The 24,670-nt window shown below is 41.8% G+C and carries 23 protein-coding genes and 1 other annotated feature; of the genes, 5 read left to right on the forward strand and 18 right to left on the reverse strand.

Translation table 11 applies throughout. The features are described from left to right. Positions 1–306: 306 nt before the first annotated feature. On the forward strand, positions 307–1,437 hold the full coding sequence (locus tag DWY31_RS05210; RefSeq protein ID WP_118519715.1) for an ROK family transcriptional regulator: 1,131 nt from the start codon (positions 307–309) through the stop codon (positions 1,435–1,437). 6 nt (positions 1,438–1,443) lie between these two features. Here DWY31_RS05210 and DWY31_RS14255 read toward each other — a convergent pair whose 3' ends face one another. The 9 genes from DWY31_RS14255 to DWY31_RS05255 all read right to left on the reverse strand — a co-directional run bounded on the left by DWY31_RS14255 (position 1,444) and on the right by DWY31_RS05255 (position 10,989). Beyond that, positions 1,444–1,626 carry a transglutaminase domain-containing protein gene (locus DWY31_RS14255; RefSeq protein WP_330422620.1) on the reverse strand — a complete coding sequence of 61 codons (183 nt, stop codon included), beginning with the start codon at positions 1,624–1,626 and terminating at the stop codon, positions 1,444–1,446. A 293-nt stretch (positions 1,627–1,919) separates the two neighbouring features. Beyond that, the gene (locus tag DWY31_RS05220) at positions 1,920–3,074 is read right to left on the reverse strand and encodes a sugar ABC transporter permease (RefSeq protein ID WP_021861525.1); all 1,155 of its coding nucleotides are present in this window, start codon (positions 3,072–3,074) and stop codon (positions 1,920–1,922) included. A gap of 12 nt (positions 3,075–3,086) precedes the next feature. Then, positions 3,087–4,637 carry a sugar ABC transporter ATP-binding protein gene (locus DWY31_RS05225; protein WP_021861524.1) on the reverse strand — a complete coding sequence of 517 codons (1,551 nt, stop codon included), beginning with the start codon at positions 4,635–4,637 and terminating at the stop codon, positions 3,087–3,089. Positions 4,638–4,663: 26 nt separating this feature from the next. Continuing rightward, a complete protein-coding gene (locus tag DWY31_RS05230) occupies positions 4,664–5,806 on the reverse strand; it encodes a substrate-binding domain-containing protein (RefSeq protein ID WP_117537727.1) in 1,143 nt (380 codons plus the stop codon). A gap of 209 nt (positions 5,807–6,015) precedes the next feature. Continuing rightward, on the reverse strand, positions 6,016–7,152 hold the full coding sequence (locus DWY31_RS05235) for an ROK family transcriptional regulator (RefSeq protein WP_118519717.1): 1,137 nt from the start codon (positions 7,150–7,152) through the stop codon (positions 6,016–6,018). A gap of 133 nt (positions 7,153–7,285) precedes the next feature. Then, positions 7,286–8,311: a threonine aldolase family protein gene (locus DWY31_RS05240; protein ID WP_118519718.1), complete on the reverse strand. Its 1,026-nt coding sequence runs from the start codon at positions 8,309–8,311 to the stop codon at positions 7,286–7,288. 203 nt (positions 8,312–8,514) lie between these two features. Next, the gene (gene rplL, locus DWY31_RS05245; protein ID WP_021861520.1) at positions 8,515–8,892 is read right to left on the reverse strand and encodes a 50S ribosomal protein L7/L12; all 378 of its coding nucleotides are present in this window, start codon (positions 8,890–8,892) and stop codon (positions 8,515–8,517) included. A gap of 38 nt (positions 8,893–8,930) precedes the next feature. Beyond that, on the reverse strand, positions 8,931–9,464 hold the full coding sequence (rplJ, locus tag DWY31_RS05250; protein ID WP_021861519.1) for a 50S ribosomal protein L10: 534 nt from the start codon (positions 9,462–9,464) through the stop codon (positions 8,931–8,933). 44 nt (positions 9,465–9,508) lie between these two features. Further along, positions 9,509–9,653, reverse strand: a sequence feature (ribosomal protein L10 leader region). An 88-nt stretch (positions 9,654–9,741) separates the two neighbouring features. Then, positions 9,742–10,989, reverse strand: coding sequence for an aminotransferase class I/II-fold pyridoxal phosphate-dependent enzyme (locus DWY31_RS05255; protein ID WP_118519719.1), 1,248 nt, complete (start codon positions 10,987–10,989; stop codon positions 9,742–9,744). Between the two features lie 139 nt (positions 10,990–11,128). On the opposite strand from DWY31_RS05255, the gene DWY31_RS05260 reads away from it, so the two are divergent. Next, positions 11,129–12,082 (forward strand): LysR family transcriptional regulator, encoded by a 954-nt coding sequence (locus DWY31_RS05260; protein ID WP_021861517.1) that lies wholly within the window; start codon positions 11,129–11,131, stop codon positions 12,080–12,082. Positions 12,083–12,183: 101 nt separating this feature from the next. Here DWY31_RS05260 and DWY31_RS05265 read toward each other — a convergent pair whose 3' ends face one another. The 7 genes from DWY31_RS05265 to DWY31_RS05295 form a co-directional block, all read right to left on the reverse strand. Further along, positions 12,184–12,918, reverse strand: a complete 735-nt coding sequence (locus DWY31_RS05265) for a DUF975 family protein (protein WP_021861516.1) — start codon at positions 12,916–12,918, stop codon at positions 12,184–12,186. A gap of 216 nt (positions 12,919–13,134) precedes the next feature. Beyond that, positions 13,135–13,827 (reverse strand): 50S ribosomal protein L1, encoded by a 693-nt coding sequence (rplA, locus tag DWY31_RS05270; protein WP_021861515.1) that lies wholly within the window; start codon positions 13,825–13,827, stop codon positions 13,135–13,137. 44 nt (positions 13,828–13,871) lie between these two features. Next, entirely contained in the window at positions 13,872–14,297 is a 426-nt protein-coding gene (gene rplK / locus DWY31_RS05275; protein ID WP_021861514.1) for a 50S ribosomal protein L11, read from the reverse strand. Positions 14,298–14,393: 96 nt separating this feature from the next. Beyond that, positions 14,394–14,909, reverse strand: a complete 516-nt coding sequence (gene nusG, locus DWY31_RS05280) for a transcription termination/antitermination protein NusG (protein ID WP_021861513.1) — start codon at positions 14,907–14,909, stop codon at positions 14,394–14,396. Between the two features lie 28 nt (positions 14,910–14,937). Next, positions 14,938–15,135, reverse strand: a complete 198-nt coding sequence (secE, locus tag DWY31_RS05285; protein WP_021861512.1) for a preprotein translocase subunit SecE — start codon at positions 15,133–15,135, stop codon at positions 14,938–14,940. 24 nt (positions 15,136–15,159) lie between these two features. Further along, positions 15,160–15,309 (reverse strand): 50S ribosomal protein L33, encoded by a 150-nt coding sequence (rpmG, locus tag DWY31_RS05290; RefSeq protein WP_117537725.1) that lies wholly within the window; start codon positions 15,307–15,309, stop codon positions 15,160–15,162. A gap of 152 nt (positions 15,310–15,461) precedes the next feature. Then, positions 15,462–16,697: a threonine/serine ThrE exporter family protein gene (locus DWY31_RS05295; RefSeq protein ID WP_021861511.1), complete on the reverse strand. Its 1,236-nt coding sequence runs from the start codon at positions 16,695–16,697 to the stop codon at positions 15,462–15,464. A gap of 249 nt (positions 16,698–16,946) precedes the next feature. Between DWY31_RS05295 and DWY31_RS05300 the strand changes: the two genes are divergently transcribed. The 3 genes from DWY31_RS05300 to hcp all read left to right on the forward strand — a co-directional run bounded on the left by DWY31_RS05300 (position 16,947) and on the right by hcp (position 20,938). Continuing rightward, on the forward strand, positions 16,947–18,086 hold the full coding sequence (locus DWY31_RS05300) for a glucose-1-phosphate adenylyltransferase (RefSeq protein WP_021861510.1): 1,140 nt from the start codon (positions 16,947–16,949) through the stop codon (positions 18,084–18,086). A 1-nt stretch (position 18,087) separates the two neighbouring features. Then, positions 18,088–19,203 carry a glucose-1-phosphate adenylyltransferase subunit GlgD gene (gene glgD / locus DWY31_RS05305; protein WP_118519720.1) on the forward strand — a complete coding sequence of 372 codons (1,116 nt, stop codon included), beginning with the start codon at positions 18,088–18,090 and terminating at the stop codon, positions 19,201–19,203. A gap of 169 nt (positions 19,204–19,372) precedes the next feature. Then, positions 19,373–20,938 carry a hydroxylamine reductase gene (hcp, locus tag DWY31_RS05310; RefSeq protein ID WP_334294652.1) on the forward strand — a complete coding sequence of 522 codons (1,566 nt, stop codon included), beginning with the start codon at positions 19,373–19,375 and terminating at the stop codon, positions 20,936–20,938. Positions 20,939–21,014: 76 nt separating this feature from the next. Here the strand turns inward: hcp and DWY31_RS05315 are convergent, their stop codons facing one another. Together DWY31_RS05315 and DWY31_RS05320 are read right to left on the reverse strand one after the other, a co-directional pair. After that, on the reverse strand, positions 21,015–22,898 hold the full coding sequence (locus tag DWY31_RS05315) for an ABC transporter ATP-binding protein (RefSeq protein ID WP_118288067.1): 1,884 nt from the start codon (positions 22,896–22,898) through the stop codon (positions 21,015–21,017). After that, complete coding sequence (locus tag DWY31_RS05320; RefSeq protein WP_117537722.1) at positions 22,891–24,624, reverse strand: ABC transporter ATP-binding protein; 1,734 nt, start codon at positions 24,622–24,624, stop codon at positions 22,891–22,893. Before DWY31_RS05320 ends, DWY31_RS05315 begins: the two co-directional genes overlap by 8 nt. Positions 24,625–24,670 lie beyond the last annotated feature (46 nt).

Consider the following 24,670-nt stretch of genomic DNA (forward strand, 5'->3'; position numbering starts at 1 on the left):
CCCTCACCGGCTCTTGGTGTGTCCACCATCTCAAATCTGTAGTCTCCAGGTGCATACGCTACGATTGCTTTCATTTTCTCTGGTAAATTGCTCATTTCTTTTCCTCCTTGATTCAAATCTTCTTCGTCACTTTTTTAATTTACTTCTGTAAACCTCTTTTACATAAGTGTATTTCTTTTTTCTATTTTTGTCAATTATCACAAATTTACTATTATTTTTTTTATTTTTTATGCACTTTGCACTATCATTGTCCATCTAATTTTGTGATATACTTCCTTTAAGAACGAATTTGAATGAGGTGCGATTATGAGTCCAATGACAACATCTGATGTAAAAAAGAATAACAAGCAGGCACTTCTCCGCCATATTTATGAAAACGAATCCAGTCAGCAACAGGTTTTATGTGAATTGCTGCATCTGAGCCGTCCGACCGTGATCAATCTGATCCGTGAGTGTTCCGAAGAAGGGCTGATCGAGAAGAGCGGCTATTACGAATCCACCGGCGGACGAAAAGCGAATGCGATCGTATTTATCCCGGATTCTAAGATCTCCATCGGTGTCGAGTTACTGCAGGACTCTTATGAAATTACGGCAATTGACCTGTACGGGAATACGATCTGCACGGCATGGTATGAAATTGGTTTTGTCAACGAAGATTCTTATTTCCGGAATATCTGTAACAGCATTACACATTTTATTAACGGAAATAAAATTGACCATAAAAAAATCCTTGGAGTCGGCATTGTACTCCAGGGACTGATTTCTGCAGACGGAACGACTGTCACTTACGGTAAGATTTTAAATTGTACAGGACTTCATATTTCTGTATTTACAGATCATCTTCCGTACCCGTGCAAATTTTTCCACGATGCGGAAGCTGCCGCGCAGTTTGAACTGTGGTCTCATCCTTCTTTGAAGGACTTCATTTACCTGAATATCCGCAGTCATCTAAGCGGTGCACTGATTGTAAACCGTAGCTCTCTTAAAGGCACAGATCTGAAGAGCGGTGTCTTTGAGCATATGACTCTGATTCCGAATGGCCGCCCATGTTACTGCGGCCGCCGTGGCTGCATGGAAACTTACTGTTCTACACAGCCACTTATTGACGTGACCGGGCATCTGCATACATTTTTTGAAGAATTAAGAAAAGGCAACCGCACTTGTCAGGAATGTTGGAATACCTATCTCCTGAATCTTGCGACTGCCATTAATAACCTGCGTATGTTTATTGATTATCCGGTACTGATCGGTGGTACGCTCTCTCCGTATCTTACGAAAGAAGATATCGATACTCTGCACCGTTATGCATCTGAAAAATCTGCCTTTCCTACGGAACAGCGTTTTATCCGTCAGGGACAGAATCAGAAAGCGCTCCGATGCGAGGGCGCCGCGATCAGTTATGTCAAAGAATATCTGCATGAAATTATGAATCTGTAGTCTCCCTCACAAGTTCTTCCAGATAACTGTCCGTAGCTCTGCCGTATCATAATAATAGCCCGGTGTGACATCTACCGGAAGCCATCCCACACCGTCAAAATAAACTTTCGCCCATGCATGCATATCTTCTCCCGACAACAGCTCATGTCCGTCATCGCTCTGCGCAATCTGGTAATCTTTCCAGAAAATATTATTTACCGTCTGTTACTTTCTACAAAGTACCTGTTGTGTAAAAATAATCTATCGATGCACTGCTCACCTGGATCTTTACATCATTTTCAGACAGTTTATCTTTTCCGCCAATCCGGTAATAGTCGGACACCTGCTTCAGCGGATCAAAATTTTTCTCCTTAAGCCAGTCTGACGGACTTCACTGTTAGTCTGAAAATTCATCTGCATAATTTCATTATAAAATGCCGGAGTCTTTCTCTTCTCATTCTGAAAGAGAAAGACTCCGGCATTTTATTTCCTATTATTCCGTTTTATGCTTTTCCTGTTTTCTTATTAGAAACTACATCGAAAATTACAGCAGCAAGAAGTACAACTCCTTTTACTACATACTGCCACTGATCCGGCAGTCCGTAAATTGACATTCCCTGATTGATAACACCCAGCAGAACGGCACCGACCATAACTCCTCCGACAGTTCCTGAGCCACCATATGCAGAAGCTCCTCCGATGAAGCAAGATGCGATGGCATCCATCTCATATGTATTTCCCATGTTTCCATCTACAGAACCGATTCTGGCAGCTACCAGCAGACCAGACAGACCAGCCAATGCACTCATCAGGAAGTAAGCCCAGAAATACACTCTTCTAGGATCAATTCCTGAAAGCTTTGTCGCCTTCTCATTTCCACCAACTGCATAGAAATAACGTCCAAATACAGTAGATGAAGTAACAAAAGCGAAGATAATGACAACTGCAAGAATCCAGAGTAACATGACCGGAATTCCTTTGAACTGTGAAAGTTTCCATCCATATATAACAATTAATGCATCAATAATGATCAATTTGATTAGCATGGAAATAAATGGTTTCGTTTCATAGCCATGTTTTTTCTTTCCATAATAACTAAAGAGCATACAAGCAGCAATAACTACTGCAACAATTACTGCAACGATCAGAGAGGAAGTACATGCTCTTGGTTTTTCACCTGGCATTCTTAAGTATGAAGAGAAAATATCCAGGAATTTTTCATTTGTAATACCACATGTTTTGGAATCCAGTACCGCACGTGCCAGACCTCTGTATAAAAACATACCTGCCAGTGTACAGATAAACGGAGGAACATGGATATATCCAATTAAAATACCCTGAAACAGTCCGATAACCAGTGCAGCAGCCATTGCCATTATGATCGCAACAACCGGTGATTTGCCGGACTGCAATGCTGTTGCTGCCAGCGCAGCGGAGAGACATAAGGTTGCTCCTACTGACAGATCTACGTTACCACCTGTTAAAATACATAAAAGCATTCCACATGCCATTACCATTACATATGCGTTCTGCAAAAGTAAGTTGGAGATATTCTGTGCAAGAATCAGTCTACCCCCTGTCAATACTGTAAAAAATATAAATACAATAACCAATGCAATAACCATGGTATATTGTTTTAATGTTGACTTCAGTTTCATGCCGTTACCTCCTTAGTTTTCCTTTTCATCATTTGAGGAAAGAATCTTATCCATGATTCGCTCCTGCGTTGCTTCACTGGCTTCTAACTCTCCCACCAGTCTTCCTTCGTTCATAATATAAATTCGATCACACATTCCAAGAAGTTCCGGCAGTTCTGAAGAAATCATAACAACTGCTTTGCCTTCTTTTACCATTTCATTCATAATGCAGTAAATCTCATATTTTGCTCCTACGTCAATACCTCGTCCCGGCTCATCCAGGAATAAAACATCCGGTTCTGCGAACATCCATTTTGACAGGAGTACTTTCTGCTGATTTCCTCCTGACAGGTTACCGGCTTTCTGGAAAATCCCCGGTGTCTTTGTACGCATCCTTTTTACATACTCTTCGGCAACTTTATTCTCTTTATCTACATCGATCACACCAAAGCGATTAGATATTTTTTCCATTCTTGCCATTGTTGTATTCCGTGCAATTGTGTCACTTAGAATCAATCCGTTTGTTTTCCGGTCTTCCGTTGCATATGCCAGTCCATGTAAAATTGCATCTTTTTCATTTTTCAAATGAACTTCTTCACCTCGGATAAACTCCTGTCCGGAAATATGGCTTCCATAATTTTTTCCAAATAAAGACATTGCAAGTTCTGTTCTTCCGGCGCCCTGAAGCCCGGAGAATCCTACAATCTCTCCTCTGTTTACATGAAAGTTCACATGATCTACCATACATTTTTCTGTATAAACCGGATGATAAACAGTCCAGTCTTTCGCCTCAAAAAGTACTTCATCACTAATGTTATGCTCACGCTGCGGATAACGGTTGGACAATTCTCTTCCGACCATTCCCTTGATGATTCGTTCTTCATCTATGTTGTGATCTTTATTATCCATAGTTTCGATTGTTGATCCATCACGGACTACCGTAATCTTATCAGCAACATAAGCAACTTCGTTCAATTTGTGGGTAATGATGATCGCCGTCATTCCCTCTTCTTTGAATTTTAAAAGCATGTCCAGAAGCATCTTGGAATCTTTTTCGTTTAAAGATGCTGTAGGCTCATCCAGAATCAGAAGTTTTACATCTTTGGAAAGTGCTTTTGCGATCTCAACCAGTTGCTGTTTTCCGGTTCCGATGTCTTTGATCAACATGGAAGACTGTTCTTTTAAGCCTACTTTTTTCATATTTTCATCAGCCTGTTTGTACGCTTCATTCCAGTTAATTTTTCCGAATCTGTTTTTCCGTTCATTTCCAAGAAACATATTCTCCGCAATTGTCATTTCAGGAATCAACGCAAGTTCCTGGTGGATAATTACGATTTTTTTGTCCTCACTGTCATGAATATTATGGAACTGACAAACTTCTCCATTATATACAATATCTCCGGTGTATTCCCCGTAAGGAATCGTTCCGGAAAGAACATTCATAAGCGTTGATTTTCCGGCACCATTTTCACCGACCAGTGCATGAATCTCTCCTCTTTCGACTTTGAGATTTACATTGTCAAGCGCTTTTACTCCCGGATAAAGCTTTGTAATGTTCTTCATTTCCAGAATATAATCAGCCATCTCTTTCTTCCTCCCGTCTCATCAGGTTAATTTGCATTCTTCGGATATCCCTTCTTATCCAGTTTGTAATATCCTGTATCAATCAATTCTTTTTGAAGATTATCTTTTGTGACAACCACCGGAGTCAGCAGGTAAGACGGAACAACCTTTTTACCGTTATCATAAGTCTTTGTATCATACTTACATGAAAAATCCCAGTTGGCTTTTTTTATCAAATCCGCATCTGGTTTTTCTCCATTTAAGATTGCTTTTCCTACATCAATGGCTACTTCTGCTTCATTTGCTGATGTTTTGTAAATAGTCATCGTCTGTTTTCCATCTACAATCTTTGCAAGATTGGCTTCGTCCGCATCCTGCCCGGTAAGCAGTACTTTATTATCTCCGGCATAGTCCGAATCAATTGCCTGAAGTACTCCTAATGCTGTTGCATCATTGGAACATACCACTGCATCCAGTTGTTTTCCTTTGGAATAGTTAGATCCTAAAATATTCTGGAATCTGGTCATCGCAGTTGCCGTATCCCAGGCTTTTGTTGCAACCTGATCAAACTTTGTCTGTTTAGAAGGAACTTTCAGGATTCCTGCATCCAAGTAAGGTTTTAATGTGTCATAAGCACCATTAAAGAAATATGTCGCATTATTGTCTGCCGGATCACCTGCTGTAAATTCAATGTTATAACTCTTTGATTTGTCCTTCAGATCCAGTCCAAATTTGTCAATTACAAATTGTCCCTGCATCTGTCCAACCTTGTAATTATCAAAGGAAACATAATAATCAATTGCATCCGATTCACGGATCAGACGGTCGTATGCAATTACAGGAATTCCCATATCCTTTGCATCTCTTAATACTTGCGTCATAGACTCACCGTCGATCGTTGCTACCAGAAGCAGATTCACATCATCTGCGATCAGACTTTCTATATCCTTTACTTGCTGATCGATCTTGTTATCCGAATAAGTAAGCTCTACATTATACCCGGCATCTTCGAACTTCTTTTTCAGGTATGCACCATCACGGTTCCATCGTTCCAATGTCTTTGTCGGCATCGCAATTCCAACCGTCTTCTTTCCATCATTCTTCTTTGGTTCCATGATGCCGCTGCATGCGGTAAGCGAGAAGACCATTGCTACTGCCAGCAGTCCTGACAATATTCTTTTCACCTTCATCTCGTTCCTTCCTTTCTTTTTACTACTTTTGTAATTACTTATGAAATTATTTTTGTAAAACAACTTTCATAAGTAGAATATACCTGTATTCTACTTTTTTTTCAATAGCTTTTCGTTTTTTTGTTAAAAACAAACAATACCTTTTTTATTTTTTGTGCACTTTATATAATCAAAAAATATGCTGGAGCCTTTCGTACTCCGACATATTTTTATATATTTTCTATATATTCATTTGTAAAATGCCATGCGACACCCATCATGACAGCCCGTCTTGGGTATTGACCTATCTTAATATATTCTGCATCTTCCCCGAAAATACTCAGATCAGCAACCATCTCTTTTAATTTCCCCATATATGGCTGCAAATAGTATGACAGAAAACCGCCAAGTACAACATCACAGTCGAATGCGAGTCTTAAATTATTAATACCGACTGCCAGATGTTCCAGAACATCCTCCCAGATTTTCTGATATTCCGGATTATCTTCCAGATCTTCAAAGAATTTATCTATCGTGATTCCCAGCTCTGTGCTCAGTCTCAGTGCACTGCAGTAGGCTTCCAGACATCCTCTCTTTCCGCAGTTACAGATCTTCCCATTAGATTCTACTTTCATGTGTCCAAACTCAGCACTTCTGTGTGAAACTCCGTAAAAAGGTGCTCCATTTAAAAAAATAGCTCCCCCTACTCCTTCTTCCAGGAATAAATACACAAAATCCTTCTTTTTCTCTTCGGCATCCCGCGAAAGCCATTCTGCGACGCCACCACTAATTCCGTCATTTTCAAAATACAGCGGATATGGAATTTTTTTACAGATCTCTTCTATACGAAAATCTTTTAGTTTTATTGTTGGTGAAAGTATTAGATTCTTGGTATTTTCATCAAATACTCCTGGTATTGTAATTCCGACTCCCAACAGGCGTTTCCGGTCTACATGATTTTCTGTGAGAAATACTTCAAGCTGTTCTTCTGTAATCGCAAATACATCTGAATCTGTCTGATACTCCAGATCTATCTCCTTATATGCCAGTACATTCTGCTTCAGATCCGAGAGCAGAAATTTGAGTTGATTTGCTGACAGCGACACACCAAGCGCCATCTTAATATCCCCCTTTGCCACATAAGCTGCCGGTGGTCTTCCTCCCTGGGATTCTCTGATTTCTGCCATTTCTACCAGACCGGCCTCTTCTAACTCCAGAAGATTCTGGAGCACTGTTGGACGGCTGACATTCAGTGCATTTGCAATTTGCTGCTTGCTGACCGGTTCTTTGGAATAAAAAATATAGCGGTAGATATCATTTCTCATCTGCCGTCTTCTTTCTGTTGCCACAGGTTTTAACTTTTCCAAAACTATATCCTCCCTGTTGTATGACTGCAATTTATTATATACTCCGCAAAAAAACGTGTCAACTTGTCCATTGCAGCCTAGGAGAACGTCCTTTACAGGTGTATCGTTGAAATGTCACATATTTTCTGCAACTTTACAAAGCCGCGATTAATTCATCAACCTCTTCTTCTGTGCTGCTCCAGCTTGTACAGAAGCGCACGCAGACACGTTCTTCATCTACTACATGATCAAATTCATAAGTAAACTCTTCTGCAAGTTCGTCTGCCTTTTCATTTGTCAGAATTACAAATAACTGATTTGTAGGGCTGTCCATGTACAGCGGGATCGAAGCATCGGCAAATCCCTGTTTCAGTTTTGCTGCCAGATCATCTGCATGTTTTGTAAGTTCAAAATAAAGTCCATCTTTGAACAATGTATAAAACTGCACACCGAGCAGCCAGCCTTTTGCAAGGATTCCGCCACTCTGTTTCATGTAAGTGCGGAAATGGTCGCGCAAGTTTTTGTTTACAATTACAAGTGCTTCTCCAAATAAAGCGCCGCACTTCGTTCCACCTATGTAAAATACATCCGCGATCCGTGCAAGATCTTCCAGCGTCACATCACATGCACTGCATGAAAGCCAGTAACCAAGTCTTGCACCGTCCACGTACAGATATATATTGTACTGATCGCATACTTTCCGAATCTCTAAAAGCTCTTTCTTACTGTAGATAGTTCCATATTCGGAAGGCGAAGATAGAAATACAATCTTCGGAGCAGTCAAAAATTCCACCTGTCCGTGATCGTAATAATGTGCGGCTGTCTCTCTGACTGCTTCTGCCGTTAATTTTCCTTCTTTCGCAGGAACTGACAATATCTTATGCCCGGTATGTTCAATAGAACCTGCCTCATGGTGATTGATATGTCCGTTTTCTGCACAAATCACACTTTCATAAGGACGTAAGGCAGCAGTCATTACGGTAATATTCGCCGGTGTTCCCCCAACCATAAAATGAATATCTACATCTGCACCGCCAAGATATTTCCGGATCTCGTCGGCTCCTTTCTGACACCACTCATCTTCTCCATATCCCGCATAAGATTCTGTATTGATCTCACCAATCGCCTGAATAATCGCATTATGCGCGCCATGATTGTAATCATTGTTAAAACGTATCATTTGAAAACCTCCTGTTAAGTTTTGTGCTATTTCACTTTTATAACATATTCCTCAAACAAGTTCAACAGAAACTTGTTTGTATCATATTACTCAAATAAGTTAAGTTCAAACTTATTTATAACATATTACTTAAACAAGTTTCATATAAAAAAGAGTCCGCATAATGCGAACTCTTTTTACACTCAGTGTATGAAAACTCAAAATTATTTAAGGTTAACTTCTGCACCTTCGCCCTCAAGTTTAGCTTTGATTTCCTCAGCCTCAGCTTTAGAAGCGCCTTCTTTAACTACCTTCGGAGCTCCGTCTACTAATTCTTTAGCTTCTTTTAATCCAAGTCCTGTGATCTCACGAACAACTTTGATTACTTTAACTTTAGAAGATCCAGCAGATACTAATTCTACGTCGAACTCATCTTTCTCTTCTGCTGCTCCTGCTCCATCAGCTCCTGCTGCTGCAACTACTACACCTGCTGCTGCAGAAACACCAAATTCTTCTTCACATGCTTTTACTAAATCATTTAACTCTAATACTGATAACTCTTTGATTGCATCAATAAATTCAGCTGTTGTTAATTTTGCCATTTTATTATCCTCCATTTTTTAATATTTGTTATAATTGATTACTCCTCTGTCGGAGCTTCTTCTGCTGCTTCTTCAGCCGGAGCAGCTTCGCCTCCCTGCTCTGCGATCTGATTAAGAACACGAGCAAGATTGGTGATAGGTGACTGTAAGCTTCCAAGCAACTTGGACAGTAACTCTTCTCTTGAAGGAACTTTGGAAAGTTCTGTAAGTCCTGCTACATCGTAAACTGTACCTTCAACAACACCAGCTTTTAATTCAAGTGCTTTTGCATCTTTTGCAAATTTGCAAAGGATTCTTGCAGGAGCTGTAGCGTCATCTTTAGAAATTGCGATAGCGCTTGGACCTTCCAAGTGTTCATCTAAAGCTGCAAAATCAGTTCCTTCAAAAGCTCTTTTCATCATTGTGTTTTTACAAACTTTGTAGACGATACCAGCTTCTCTTAACTGTTTACGAAGAGCAGTGTCCTCTGCAACAGTCAGTCCACGATAGTCAACTAAGACAACGCTTGCTGCATCTTTGATATCTTCTGCAATAGCCTGTACGATTGGTTGTTTTAATTCAACTTTTGCCACGAATGGTGCACCTCCTTATAGATTTTGAGTTTTACACCGCCGATAGATAAAAAATAAAACCTCTACATCCTAAGACATAGAGGTTGTAAAGTCATACATTTTGTATCGATCTTTCCTCGGTAGGCGTCTGAATCTCATCCTTACATTCTTGCGAATACCTACTGTCTTCGGCAGTCCTTGAATAGGTTATCACACCTGCATGTATTTGTCAATACTTTTTTTGTATTCATCCGTTATTTTTTATGAACATTTTTATAATCTGTTTTCACGATCTGTTTTACGCAGATTTTCTCTCTATTTTAAAGGACTTTCTCTGGTCATAACCATCCAGGAACTCTCCCATACGTTTCATCGCATCAGAGAGAACTTCTGCCTGTGGAAGCATAACCAGACGGAAGTGATCCGGTCTGTGCCAATCAAATCCGCTTCCCGGTACAAGCAGAATATTTGTCTCATGAAGCAGATCACTTGCAAACTGCTTGTCATCTGTAATGTGGAACTTATCTACATCCAGTTTCGGGAAGATATAGAATGCACTGTTGTTCTTTACAAATGAAAGTCCGTCGATCTTCTCAAGCTCACGGATCGTTGCTTCTCTCTGCTCGTAGATTCTTCCACCCGGGCGAACCATGGACATCGGTGTCTCCATATCATCAAGTGCAGCCGGGATAACAATCTGTCCCAGTGTATTTGCGCACAAGCGAAGAGATGTAAGCTGTACGATTCCCTGTTTGTAATCTTCTGTCAGTGCTCTCGGTCCGCTGATGATCATCCATCCACATCTGTATCCGCACAGGCAGTGGGATTTGGAAAGTCCGTTCAGCGTTACCATCGGCACATCATCCGCAAGTGATGCGATCGATGTATGCTCCAGTCCGTCCATTACAAGGCGGTCGTAGATTTCATCGGCAAATACCATGATTCCGGCTTCTCTTGCGACTTCAACGATCTGTTCCAGAATCTCTCTTGGATATAACATTCCGGTCGGATTATTCGGATTGATCACAACGATTGCTTTTGTTCTGGATGTGATCTTAGAACGGATATCGTCGATATCCGGATACCAGTTTGCCTTCTCATCGCAAACATAGAACACCGGTTTTCCTCCTGCAAGATATACAGAATTTCCCCAAATTGAATAACTCGGTGTCGGTACAAGCACTTCATCGCCATCATTTAAAAGTGGCATTAATGCAAACGAAACAACCTCACTGACTCCATTACCAATAAATACATCATCAGCTGTTACGCCTTTGATTCCTTTTGATCTGTGATATGAGCTAATCGCTTCACGGGACTGCGGCATCCCCCTGAAATCACAATAGCCTACCCCATCAGCTGTGTGATGCTCCAGCGCATCTTCAATGCTCTTCGGCTGTTTAAAACCAAATGTTGCCGGATTACCGGTATTCAATTTCAGCACGTCGATTCCCTTTGCCTGCATGTTCATAGCTTCAACAAATAATGGTCCTCTGATATCTGAGTGTACATGTTCCATTCTCTTTGCTCTTAAGATTTTATTCATTGTATTCCCCACCTTTATATTTTATATCATTATTTGTTTATCTTTCTCTTGTTGCTATTATCATAACGCAGTAGTATACTATATTCAAATATTTATAATTATATAAATGTTATATCACTTTAACTATAAGGAGTATTTTATGTTTACGTGGAAGAAATATATTTATGAAGTTTACAGAGAAAAGAGCTTTTCAAAAGCCGCGCAGAACCTTTATATCAGCCAGCCTTCTTTAAGCGCCCGTGTAAAGAAAGTAGAGAAAGAAATCGGGTTTCCTTTGTTCGACCGCAGCACCAGCCCACTGCAGCTTACAGAAGTCGGGGAAGTTTATATAAAAGCTGCGGAAGAGATTTTCCAGATTGAGCAGCGGGTGGAAAATTACATCAACAATCTGACTACACTGAAAACCGGAAGTCTGTCGCTTGGCGCCAGCACGCTCTTCGCCGGTTATGTTCTGCCACCGATCGTCACAGATTTTAAGAAAAAATTCCCTGACGTTGACATCCAGATCACAGAGGGAAATACAACGCTTCTGGAATCTTTGCTCAGCAATAACTCCGTTGACTTCGTAATCGACAACTATCATTATGACAGTACACTTTACAGCCGTGAACTCTACTGCATGGAAAATATTTTTCTCGCTGTCCCACGTCATTTCCGCGAAAACGAAAAGCTTGAATCATACCAGTTATCTCATGAATCAATCCAAAACAAGGACTATCTGAAAGGTACCTGCCCTGCTGTGCCACTGGAACATTTTTCAAAGCTTCCTTTTATCACTCTTGCACCGGGAAATGACACAAGGATCCGTGCAGACAGGCTGTGCCGCGAAGCAGGCTTTCATCCACATATTATTCTGGAACTGGATCAGCAGTCCACCGCCTACATGGCTGCATCCACACAGCTCGGTGCCACATTTATTAGCGATATGCTTGTAAGACAGCTCCCGGCATTTGAGCATTTCGTTTATTACAAATTAGCCGGTGACAGCGCCCACCGTCAGGTTTATTTCTACTACAAGAACCACAAATATAAAACAAGAGCCATGGAAGAATTTCTCTCCATGACTCATCTTCAGAATCTGCCATCTGCATAATTGCCGACTTCATTGCTGTAGCAGAAAGCTACTATACAAAAACAGGCTTGCAAATACTTCATAATAGACTTTGCAAGCCTGTCAGCTTTTAATATTCCGTTCTAATGAATCCATCCCTGCTGGAATGCTTTTTCTTTATTATATGCGTACAATTCAGCATACGTTGCATATACATATGGATATACATAGAAAACACCTGCAATTCCACATGTTATAATAGTTAAAATATACCAACCAATAAAGGACAGTCCCAGCATAAATGCATTTGCTTTCTCTCCGTCCATCATCTGTTTACTCAATGCAAATGCCTCTCTACTGTCCATACCCGGATTTTCCGCAAGAATATACGGAACCATCAGGTATTCAAAACTCTTTACAATCCCCGGAATGATCAGCAGTAATGTCCACAGGAAAGTATATAAGTCTTTCAGAAACATTGTCTTTACAATATTCAGATAATTGCCAGACTTGAATCCGTCAAAAATTGTTCCGACTGTCGGCGCTGAATCTCTGTTCTGGATAAAGAAGCGGTCTCCACCAACTTCCATTACATTACTGACAAATAAGCTAAACAATACTGCAAGGATAGCTACTACTCCCAAGATGCTGACTGCCATTCCTGCAAGCCCTGTTGGAATGCTCATAATGTAGTCTGTAGCAGATGTTGAACCCGAAAATGTATTCGTCGCCAGGCTCGACACATCTGATGCATTACTGGCTACAGATGTGCCACCCCCTGTAAGTAAACTAACCACAAGCGTTGCTCCGACACACGGCCAGTAATTTCTACGGAAAGCATTCTTTCCATTCATTTTCAATTCTGTGTTTAAATACATAACCCTCGTCCTCCTTCTCATCTTCAGTATGCAGAAACGCTGCAAGCTGTTACATTCTGAAAGATAATCCCATCTTACTATCTTTCGACACGAAACACAAGGCTCTTCATAAATTCTTAATCTTTCCTTCAACGCTAAAACAAAAAAGAGCCTTCGCTCCGCGGATGAACACTTCATCCGTTTTGCAAAGACTCCATGATATTATTCTGCCTTTAATTAAGCAAGTTTCATTGGGTTAACCTTAACACCAGGTCCCATTGTAGATGTCAGAACAACACTCTTTAAGTACTGTCCTTTAACAGCTGCTGGTCTTGCTTTGTTAATTGCATCGATAAGCGTCTGGAAGTTGTCCGCAAGTTGTTCTTCAGTAAAGGATGCTTTACCTACTGGCACATGGATAATGTTTGTTTTATCAAGTCTGTACTCAATCTTACCGGCTTTGATTTCCTGAACAGCTTTTGTAACGTCCATAGTTACTGTACCAGCCTTCGGGTTCGGCATAAGTCCTTTTGGTCCAAGTACACGACCAAGACGACCAACAACACCCATCATATCTGGTGTAGCTACTACTACGTCAAATTCGAACCAGTTCTCGTTCTGGATCTTCGGAATGAGTTCTTCTCCTCCAACATAATCAGCTCCAGCTGCTTTAGCTTCTTCAGCTTTAGCATCTTTAGCAAATACTAAGATACGAACTTTTTTACCTGTTCCGTGTGGCAGTACAACTGCTCCACGAATCTGCTGGTCAGCGTGACGTCCGTCACATCCGGTTCTGATATGAGCTTCGATTGTTTCATCGAATTTTGCTACTGCAGTTTTCTTTACTAATGCTACTGCATCAGCAGCATCATACAGAGTTGCTCTGTCGATTGCTTTTGCAGCTTCAACGTATTTCTTTCCTCTTTTCATTCTAAATAAACCTCCTTGTGGTATTATCGGGAAAACCCTCCCACTTATTCTTCAACTGTTACACCCATGCTGCGGCAAGTTCCTGCGATCATGCTCATAGCAGATTCAACAGATGCAGCATTTAAGTCCGGCATCTTAAGCTCAGCGATTTCCTGAACCTGTGCTTTTGTAATAGTAGCAACTTTCTTCTTATTCGGAACGCCTGATCCAGATTTGATGTTGCAGGCTTTCTTAATCAGAACTGCTGCCGGTGGTGTCTTTGTGATGAAGCTGAAGCTTCTGTCATTATAAACAGTAATTACTACAGGGATGATCATATCTCCCTGATCTGCTGTCTTAGCGTTGAACTGTTTTGTAAATTCAACGATGTTTACACCGTGCTGACCAAGAGCTGGTCCAACCGGTGGTGCCGGAGTTGCTTTTCCAGCAGGAATCTGTAATTTAATGTAACCTTGTACTTTTTTTGCCATTTCAATTACCTCCTTGTGGTGATTGCGGGACTTACGTGTACCCTCCCACATCTTCTTCTAACTTTCGTAATGGGTACAGAATAAATCTCTGTGCTCTTACATCTTTTTAACTTCTGCGAAACCAATTTCTACCGGCGTTTCGCGGCCGAACAGTTCAACATTGATCGTCAGGCTCTGCTTCTGCGGGTTAATCGTCTGAATAACACCAACAGTGTCAGCCCATGCTCCGGCAATAACCTGAATGGTATCTCCTTCTTCAAAATCTACCACAATGTTGTCCTGTGCAATTCCAAGTGGAGCCATCTCAGCGTCTGTAAGCGGAACCGGTTTTGATCCAGGTCCGACAAATCCCGTTACTCCTCTTGTATTACGCACAACATACCAAGTGTCGTCATTCATGATCATATGAATGAGCACGTATCCCGGAAACATCTTCTTCTGAGTTGCTTTCTGCACTCCGTTCTTGAGTTCCACTACATCCTGCATCGGAACACGAACCTCCAGGATCTGATCTTCCAGATGTCTGTTTTCAACTGTCTTATCAATGTTGGCTTTTACTTTGTTCTCATACCCTGAATAAGTATGAACTACATACCATCTTGCTTCTGACATAATCTCACCTTTCCTGTTCGTTTCTTAATTAGCCAAGATTGACTAATATATCGATACCATGCTGTACCAGGAAATCAATCAGTGCAATAATCGCGCCCAGAATTGCCGAAGTGATAACAACGGCTGCCGAGTGTTTCACAAGTGTCATCTGATCTGGCCACACGATCTTTTTGAATTCACTGCTAAGACCTTTAAACCAGCTTTTTTTCTGAGTCTTTTCACTCATGACATTCACACTCCTTCTTGGCGATTATTTTGTTTCCTTGTGCAATGTGTGTGACTTACAGAATCTGCAGTATTTCTTTGTTTCCATGCGCTCCGGATGAGATTTCTTATCCTTTGTCATGTTGTAGTTACGCTGCTTGCATTCTGTACATTCCAATGTGATTCTTGTACGCACAACTTCCACCTCGCTTCATATTTCTTAAGTTAACGTGTTGCTGGCAGTTTGCGAGACTGCCTCGTCTTTTTTAGGCATAAAAAAAAGACCTACTTCCATTCGCCATCATAGTGTACCATACACCAGGTGAAAAAGCAAGCCTTTTTCTTCTATTATGAATGTTTTCCTATATGATATTCTCTCTTCATAGCCCGCATAATCGTTCTGGATGCCACATCAACGATAAGGAATCCAAAAGCAATTGCCAGACATGTTTCAAACAATACCATCGTCTCGCTGATTGCCATTGCTTTATCATTGCTGGTGATTCCATACATCATATAGTAGAGATTCGGTCCGGGAATCAGCGGGAACACAGACGCAGTCAGGAAGATCGTTGACGGCGCGCGGTTGACTCTCGACATGATAAATGCAAAAAATCCTACGAATACGGCTCCCAGTAAGGTTGCAATAAAGTTACTCGGTCTGATCGCATATACTCCGGCATAAATCGCCCAGGTAAAGAAAGCACCTACTCCGGAATACCACACCTGTCTCCCACGGATCTTAAACCAGAATGCAAATCCAATACAGGCAATCGTACAGGATATCAGCTGGATTGGTATACTGTGATTTAAAATAAAGCCTTCCGCTGATACACCTTTCAGCATGATCATCGCAAGCGCCGTACCGAATGCAATTCCTGCAGCTCCCAGCATCGAATTCATGATATTGATCGTTCCGGAAATGAAATCTCTCTGCAAAAGCTCCCGGATACCGTTCGTTGTGCCAAGTCCACTGATCAGCAGCATAACGATGCCGATCATAATCCTCTCCGGATGACTTCCAAGCCCCATCCGGACAGACTCTATAATGATCACTTCTGATAAAAAAGACAGGATCAGGTTGTAAATCATCAGATTCTCTTCTCTTCTGCTTAACCATCCGCCTACAATAACGATCATCAGCGATACGATCACTGCAACGATTGCATCCGCAAAATTGCATCCAAAGAACACGGCAAATCCGGTTCCGCCCATCACGGCAGCAAAATACTTCGTATATGGTTTCTGCTGTGGTCTTCTCATAACTTCCAGATATTTTTCCCGAAGTTCCTTGTCGTCCGGTTTATTTTGGCAAACATATCTGCACAGATTATTGAGATAATCCAGTCTGTCAAAATTCGTATCTGTCGATTCGATATGACGGATCTGTGTAAGGATCTCTCCATCCGGCGTCTCCACCGTGATCTGAATGTTGCTTGGTATAACAAATACATCATATTTTACAAAACCATAACTCTTACATATTCTATATAAACTGTCATCTATTCGGAAGTTCTCAGCCCCACTCATCAGCATAGCTTCTCCGATATCAAGGATTCCCTGTAGCAATCTCTGATAATCCATTGCATTTCCTCCCTTTCTCAAATAAATCTCTCTATTTTATAATCCGATTTTACCGTATAAATCTAGCACATTTATAACTATTAGACAATAGTAATCAATGATTAACATTTATTGTTTTTATCTATAAACAATTTTCGCTATATTGTCTCTTTTTTCACAAAAATTTTAGTAAAAACATTGCAATACAATTGCGTCTGATAGCAAAAAATTGTATAATTATTTTATCGAGTAAGAAAGAGAGGGCTCACTATGAAACATAATAATATGTTAGCAATGATTTTAGCTGGTGGCAGAGGATCCCGACTGCATGAGCTGACTAACAAAGTGGCAAAACCAGCCGTATCTTACGGTGGCAAATATCGCATTGTTGATTTCCCGCTCAGCAACTGTGCCAACAGTGGAATAGATGTTGTAGGTGTCTTAACACAGTATGAATCCATTCTTCTAAACAGTTATGTAGCTGCAGGTCGCCGCTGGGGACTTGACGCAAAAGAAAGCGGTGTCTATGTACTGCCTCCTCGCGAGAAAGCAGACACCAATCTGGATGTTTACCGCGGTACTGCCGATGCGATTTCACAGAACATTGATTTCATCGACACATACGATCCGGAATATGTACTTGTTCTTTCCGGCGATCACATTTATAAGATGAATTATGCGAAGATGCTGGAAGAGCACAAGGCACACAATGCCGATGCGACAATTGCAGTTATCCAGGTCCCGATGAAAGAAGCTAGCCGTTTCGGTATCATGAACACAAACGAAGAAGGACAGATTATAGAATTCGAGGAGAAACCGGAAAAACCGAAGAGTAATCTGGCTTCTATGGGAATTTACATATTTAATTGGAAACTTCTCCGTAAGATGCTGATTGCTGATATGAAGGATACGGATTCCAGCCATGATTTTGGTAAAGATATTATCCCTACATTATTAAATGATGGCAAATATCTTTATGCATACAAGTTCAAAGGGTACTGGAAAGATGTCGGAACGATCGATTCTCTCTGGGAAGCTAATATGGATCTTCTGGATGCCAACAACGAACTGGATCTGGGCGATCCGACATGGAAAATCTATACCGAGGATGTTACAGCTCTTCCTCAGTATATCGGACCGGATGCCGACATCACCCGCGCATTTATTACACAGGGCTGTATGGTAGACGGCGAAGTGAAAAATTCTGTCCTTTTCACCGGTGCAAGAGTCAATCCTGGTGCAAAGGTCATCGACAGCGTACTGATGCCGGGCGTAGAGGTTGAAGAAGGCGCTGTTATCACCCGCGCACTTGTCGCAGACGGTGTTAAGATTGGCAAAGACGCCGTTGTAGGAAGCGCAGACAGCGAACATATTGAACTTGTGTCCAAGCGCGTAAAGGGGGTTGAATAATATGGCAAAAGCATTTGGAATTGTAAATTTTGCGGGAAACCATGTCCGCGTTGAAGGATTGCAGAGTTATCGTCCGGTCGCAGCAGTTTCCTTTCTGGGAAGATACCGTGTTGTAGACTTTCCTATTTCAAATATGAGTAATAGCGGCATTGACCACATTCAGGTTTACGTAAGAAGAAAGCCACGTTCTCTGAACGACCATCTTGGAACAGGAAGACATTACAACATTAACTCTAAGCGTGGACGTTTACATACTTTATTTTCTATGACTGGCAACGAACAGGATCTTTATAATAATGATATTGCAGCATTTTACGATAATATGGAATGTATTGAATCAGAAGATTTCCCATATGTTGTAATCGCTCCAAGCTATATGATCTACTGTCAGGATTATACTGATCTGATTGAGACACACATTGAATCCGGTGCTGATATTACAATGTTATATCACACAGTTGACAATGCCAAACGCGCTTTCATCAACTGTAATGTTCTGAACCTGAACAAGCAGAAAGGCGTACTGGACATGGAGCCGAACCGTGGGACAGCAAAGACACGAAATATCTCCATGGATACTTATATAATGAAGAAAGAGCTTTTCATTGAACTGATTCACAAAGCAAAGAAAACTTCTTCCTTATATACACTTGCAGATATCATTAACATGGAATGTGGCGAACTTGATATCCGTGGTGTTTCCCACAGAGGTTATTTTGCTGCAATCTCTGATTTTGAAAGTTATTATAATGCAAATATCTCTCTGATTGATTTTAAGACAGCAAGAAGCCTCTTTAGTAAAGACTGGCCAATTTATACACGTACAAACGATTCCGCACCGACACATTATTTTGAAAGTGCAGATGTAAAAAATTCTGTTATTTCCAACGGAAGCTCAATTGAGGGAACGGTTGAACATTCTGTTATGGGACGTGGTTGCCAGATTGAAGAGGGCGCTGTCGTGAAGAATTGTGTTGTTCTTTCCGGCGTCAAGATCGGCAAAGGTGTTCATGTTGAGAATATGGTCATCGACCGCAATGCCAAACTGATCCATACACCAGAGATTATTGCGGATCCGGGTCATCCAAGATATATCAAACGCGGTGATACTTTATAACATAATACCAGTGTCAAAAAACTGAAACTACGATGTACTTTTCTAAAACTAAGACATTCACCTCCTGCCGGAGAAATTCTGGCAGGAGATTTTTTATTCCTGTATATTTTCCCCAATTTTACAAATCCTATATTATACTACAAAGAAAGGATGACAACCTATGAATAAAATGTTTTGTTTTCAATGCCAGCAGACCGCTCACAATACCGGCTGTGAAGGAAATGCCGGCGTCTGTGGCAAAAAATGTGGCACTGCAAATGCGCAGGATGCACTCACAAACGCACTGATTGGTCTTGCCCGCGCAGTAAATAAAAAGACACCTTCTGAACAATCTGACCGACTCGTGCTGAAAGGACTTTTTACAACGATCACAAATGTGAATTTCCATGAAGACAATGTGCGCAAACTGACACAGGAAATACAAGCGGAAAGAAACGCGATCGATGCTTCCGCAGAAGAATATGACATCCGAAATATCTGGGAAAATCATGAGGATATCCGCTCTTTGAAATCTCTGATCCTCTTCGGACTGCGCGGCATGGCTGCCTATGCTTATCATGCACTGGCGCTTGGCTACACTGACCGGGATGTTCTGAATTATTTCTACGAAGCGCTTGCTGTTCTCGGTGAACCGTCAGATACTAGTAAAGAAAACTTCGAAAGACTTCTCTCCTACGTCCTGAAAACCGGAGAGGTCAATTACCGATGCATGGAGCTTCTGGACAAAGCCAATACGGAAAGCTATGGAACTCCCGTTCCGACTGAAGTTCCACTTACGATTGAAAAAGGACCTTTTATTGTTGTAAGTGGACACGATCTTCACGATTTGAAATTGCTTCTGGAACAGACAAACGATACGGGCATCAACATTTATACACACAGTGAAATGCTACCTGCCCACGGCTACCCGGAGCTTAAGAAATATCCACATCTGAAAGGAAATTTCGGAACTGCATGGCAGAACCAGCAATTTGAATTTCACAACATTCCGGCACCAATCCTGTTCACAACAAACTGCCTCATGCCGGTAAGACAGAGCTATTGCGACCGTGTATTTACCACCTCCATCGTCTCTTACCCAGAACTTATCCACATCGGAGAAGAGAAAGATTTTACACCGGTTATTGAAAAAGCACTGGAATGTGGCGGTTACGGTAAAGACCATCCGATGTACGGCGTCAATGGCGGCAATACTGTTATGACCGGATTTGCGCACGGCACTGTCTTAAAAGAAGCCGGCAGGATCATTAATCTTGTAAAAAACGGGAAAATCCGTCATTTCTTCCTGATCGGTGGCTGCGACGGTGCGGCTCCGGGGCGGAACTACTACACCGAATTTGCCAAAAAGACACCTTCCGATACATTGATTCTCACGCTTGCCTGCGGCAAGTACCGGATCAATGATCTGCATCTGGGAGAAATAGACGGACTTCCCCGTATTATGGATATGGGACAGTGTAATGATGCTTACAGTGCGATTCAAGTGGCGCTGGCTCTCGCCGATGCCTTTCACTGCAGCGTCAATGAACTGCCCCTGACTCTTGTATTGTCATGGTATGAGCAGAAAGCGGTCTGCATCCTGCTCACACTGTTATATCTTGGTATCCGGAATATCCTTCTCGGGCCTACACTCCCTGCATTTGTCTCACCAAATGTTTTGGAAGTATTAAAAGAAACGTATCAGCTGACACCAATTTCCACACCAGAGGCAGATCTGAAACGCATCCTCGGATAGTATTGCTTCTTCGGAATTCGCCTAAGCAAAAACCTCCTGCCAGAGTTCATGATTCTGGCAGGAGGTTTGCTTTTATTTATGATAATTCCAATTTTCCGGTATAGAGCTGGTAGTACGTGCCCTTATTCTTAATGAGATCTTCGTGATCACCTCTCTCGATGATCTTACCGTGCTCCAGAACAATGATCGCGTTACTGTTACGGATCGTAGAGAGCCGATGTGCGATCACAAATACGGTACGTCCTTTCATCAGGTTATCCATTCCCTTCTGTACGATACTCTCTGTACGTGTATCAATGCTAGAAGTCGCTTCATCCAGGATCAGTACCGGCGGATTGGCAACAGCAGCTCTTGCAATCGACAAAAGCTGTCTCTGTCCCTGTGAGAGTTCCTCACCGTCTCCGCTTAACAATGTCTGGTAACCGTGCGGCAGCATTTTAATAAACTGATCTGCATGCGCCAGTTTCGCCGCCTCGTATACCTGCTCGTCAGTCGCATTCAGATTACCATAACGGATATTGTCCATGATTGTTCCGGTAAATAAATGCGTATCTTGCAGTACAATTCCAAGAGACCGTCTCAGATCATCCTTCTTGATCTTGTCAATATTGATTCCGTCATAGCGGATCTTGCCTTCCTGAATATCGTAGAAACGGTTGATCAGGTTTGTGATCGTTGTCTTACCGGCTCCGGTCGATCCGACAAATGCCAGTTTCTGTCCCGGTTTTGCAAATAGACTGATGTCATGCAGAATTACTTTATCATCTTTGTATCCAAACGTTACATCTTCAAAGCGGACATCTCCGGTCAGCTCTGTATATGTCACACTTCCATCTGCGCTGTGCGGATGTTTCCATGCCCACATACCGGTTCTCTCTTTGCACTCAGTAATATTTCCATCTGCATCTTTCTTCGCATTGACCAGTGTGACATAACCCTCGTCCTTCTCCGGTTCTTCATCAATCAATGCAAAGATACGTTCTGCACCGGCAAGCGCCATAACAATCGAGTTAAACTGCTGCGCCACCTGCATGAACGGCTGTGTAAAGCTCTTCGTAAACTGAAGATATGATGCCATAACGCCAAGCGTAATTCCTCCGACCCCTGCTACAGAGAGGAAACCGCCAAGAACTGCCGTCAGTACAAACTGTAAGTTACCGATATTTCCGATAACCGGTCCCATCATATTTGCAAATTTATTTGCCTGGGAAGCACTCTCGAACAACGCTTCATTCAGCTCATCAAATTCCTGTTCAGAAATTCGTTCATGGTTGAACACTTTGACAACGCGCTGTCCGTTCATCCGTTCTTCTACAAATCCTGTTACATCCGCAAGTGAATTCTGCTGTTTCACAAAATATTTTCCACTGTTTCCACCGATTTTTCCTGTCACCTTCATCATAATTCCAATCACAACAAATGCAAGAACTGTCAGGATCGGACTTAACACAAGCATGGAAATGAAAGTTACGATGATCGTAAACAGAGACATCAACGCCTGCGGGATTGCCTGGCTGATCATCTGCCTTAACGCATCTGTATCATTTGTGTAAAGACTCATGATGGAACCATTGGTACGCTCGTCAAAATAGCGGATCGGCAGTGTCTGCATATGTTCAAACATATCGTCACGGACACGTTTTAACACGCCCTGACCGATATAAACCATCAATCTTGTGTATGTGAATGTCGCCAGCACTCCGGCGATAAAAATGCATGCCAGCACACCAAGTGCCTGATACAGTTCTGTGTAATTCGGATTCTGCTGCCCGATCAACGGAATAATATAATCATCCAGCATAAATTTCAACGACAGTGAAACGGAAATACTTGCTACCGCACTGATCAGAATACAGATAAATACAAGCACAAATCGGAATTTATAAGTTTCTGTCACATATTTCAGAAGCCGCTTTGCTGTCTTGATATCATTTTTAGAAATTCTCTTTTTCTTATTCATCTTCGCCGCCTCCTTTCACCTGTGACTCATAAACTTCCCGATAAATATCATTTGTCTTCAGCAACTCTTCCGATGTTCCGACACCCATCACCTTACCGTCATCCAGCACGATGATCTGATCTGCATCTTCTATAGAAGAAATACGCTGTGCGATAATGATCTTCGTCGTATCCGGAATCTCCTCCCGGAATGCTTTACGGATCAGCGCATCCGTCTTTGTATCTACTGCGCTCGTTGAATCGTCCAGAATAAGGATTTTCGGCTTCTTCAGCAATGCTCTTGCAATACAGAGACGCTGTTTCTGTCCACCGGATACATTGTTACCGCCCTGCACGATCTGCGTATTATATCCGTCCGGAAATTCCTGTACAAATCCGTCTGCCTGTGCAAGACGGCATACTCTTTTTACTTCCTCTTCGCTTGCATCTTTATCACCCCAGCGGATGTTGTCGTATATCGTCCCGGTAAATAATACATTTTTCTGAAGTACCATGGACACCTGGTCACGCAGCACTTTCAGATCATAATCTCTGACATCCACGCCACCGACTTTTACCTGTCCGCCTGTGACATCATAAAGTCTTGGAATGAGCTGAACAAGTGTAGACTTCGCACTTCCGGTTCCTCCGATGATACCGATCGTCTGACCGGATTTAATATGAAGATTTATATCTTTCAGCGACAGATTTCCGCCTTCTCCGGCATAGCTGAAATTCACATGATTGAAAACAATCTCGCCATTGTCTACCGTCTTTACTGCATTTTCCTTATCCTGCATCTCCGGTACTTCTTCCAGCACCTCTGTAATACGGTCTGTGGATGCCTGCGCAATCATGATCATAACAAATACAAATGTAACCATCATCAGTGCACCAATGATCTGCAATGCGTATACAATAATACTGGTCAGTTCTCCTGTCTCCATCTGACCACCGATAATACTCTTTCCACCGATCAGAACAAGCAGGATAACAACTGTATACATGACGAACTGCATTACCGGTGAGTTCCACGCAACAATCTTCTCTGCCTTTGTGAACAGATTATACACATACTGGGAAATGCCGTGAAATTTCTTCACTTCATAGTCTTCTCTTACAAATGCCTTTACCACACGGGATGCATTTACATTTTCCTGCACGGAATTATTTAACACATCGTACTCATCAAATACTTTGATAAAATGCGGATGTGCTTTTTTTGCAATAAATATCAGTGTTCCGCCAAGCACCGGCACTACGATCAGAAACAGTAACGCTGCTTTCTTATTCAGAAGAAGTGTCATCACCCACGATAAGATCACCATGATCGGCGCTCTTGCTAACAGACGAATGCTCATCATATACGCCATCTGCACGTTCGTAATATCTGTTGTCATACGTGTAACCAGTCCGGATGTGGAGAAATGATCGATATTATGGAACGAAAATTCCTGTATCTTATAGAAAATATCATGACGCAGATTCTTCGCATATCCGGCTCCGGCAACAGCTGCCATATTTCCTGCCTGCACACCAAAAAACAATGCCAGCATTGCCATGACCACCAGGATAACTCCTCTCTGTATGATGTAATTCATATCTCCCTGTGCGATTCCCACATCAATGATCTTTGCCATCTCAAGCGGGATCAAAACTTCCATAAAAACTTCCAGAACTACAAGAAGAGGTGCCATGACAGACTGCTTTTTGTATTCTCTGACAGATTTCAACAATGTTTTGTTCATCGTTATCTCCTCCTTTTCATTTTTCTATCTCATAACTTTTTATTGT

Source organism: Dorea sp. AF24-7LB (assembly GCF_003478575.1).
GTDB lineage: Bacteria > Bacillota > Clostridia > Lachnospirales > Lachnospiraceae > Dorea_D > Dorea_D hominis.

What these genes read in the sequence shown, in the direction of transcription:
- hcp (WP_334294652.1), top strand. Translation starts at nt 19,373, where the DNA reads ATGTTTTGTTTTCAATGCCAGCAGACCGCTCACAATACCGGCTGTGAA.
- DWY31_RS05300 (WP_021861510.1), top strand. Translation starts at nt 16,947, where the DNA reads ATGAAACATAATAATATGTTAGCAATGATTTTAGCTGGTGGCAGAGGA.
- DWY31_RS05320 (WP_117537722.1), bottom strand. Translation starts at nt 24,624, where the DNA reads ATGAACAAAACATTGTTGAAATCTGTCAGAGAATACAAAAAGCAGTCT.
- secE (WP_021861512.1), bottom strand. Translation starts at nt 15,135, where the DNA reads ATGAGTGAAAAGACTCAGAAAAAAAGCTGGTTTAAAGGTCTTAGCAGT.
- rplA (WP_021861515.1), bottom strand. Translation starts at nt 13,827, where the DNA reads ATGAAAAGAGGAAAGAAATACGTTGAAGCTGCAAAAGCAATCGACAGA.
- DWY31_RS05255 (WP_118519719.1), bottom strand. Translation starts at nt 10,989, where the DNA reads ATGAATAAAATCTTAAGAGCAAAGAGAATGGAACATGTACACTCAGAT.
- DWY31_RS05225 (WP_021861524.1), bottom strand. Translation starts at nt 4,637, where the DNA reads ATGGCTGATTATATTCTGGAAATGAAGAACATTACAAAGCTTTATCCG.
- DWY31_RS05260 (WP_021861517.1), top strand. Translation starts at nt 11,129, where the DNA reads ATGTTTACGTGGAAGAAATATATTTATGAAGTTTACAGAGAAAAGAGC.
- DWY31_RS05240 (WP_118519718.1), bottom strand. Translation starts at nt 8,311, where the DNA reads ATGATACGTTTTAACAATGATTACAATCATGGCGCGCATAATGCGATT.
- DWY31_RS05210 (WP_118519715.1), top strand. Translation starts at nt 307, where the DNA reads ATGAGTCCAATGACAACATCTGATGTAAAAAAGAATAACAAGCAGGCA.
- glgD (WP_118519720.1), top strand. Translation starts at nt 18,088, where the DNA reads ATGGCAAAAGCATTTGGAATTGTAAATTTTGCGGGAAACCATGTCCGC.
- DWY31_RS05315 (WP_118288067.1), bottom strand. Translation starts at nt 22,898, where the DNA reads ATGAATAAGAAAAAGAGAATTTCTAAAAATGATATCAAGACAGCAAAG.
- DWY31_RS05230 (WP_117537727.1), bottom strand. Translation starts at nt 5,806, where the DNA reads ATGAAGGTGAAAAGAATATTGTCAGGACTGCTGGCAGTAGCAATGGTC.
- DWY31_RS05265 (WP_021861516.1), bottom strand. Translation starts at nt 12,918, where the DNA reads ATGTATTTAAACACAGAATTGAAAATGAATGGAAAGAATGCTTTCCGT.
- DWY31_RS05220 (WP_021861525.1), bottom strand. Translation starts at nt 3,074, where the DNA reads ATGAAACTGAAGTCAACATTAAAACAATATACCATGGTTATTGCATTG.
- DWY31_RS05295 (WP_021861511.1), bottom strand. Translation starts at nt 16,697, where the DNA reads ATGGATTATCAGAGATTGCTACAGGGAATCCTTGATATCGGAGAAGCT.
- rplK (WP_021861514.1), bottom strand. Translation starts at nt 14,297, where the DNA reads ATGGCAAAAAAAGTACAAGGTTACATTAAATTACAGATTCCTGCTGGA.
- rplL (WP_021861520.1), bottom strand. Translation starts at nt 8,892, where the DNA reads ATGGCAAAATTAACAACAGCTGAATTTATTGATGCAATCAAAGAGTTA.
- nusG (WP_021861513.1), bottom strand. Translation starts at nt 14,909, where the DNA reads ATGTCAGAAGCAAGATGGTATGTAGTTCATACTTATTCAGGGTATGAG.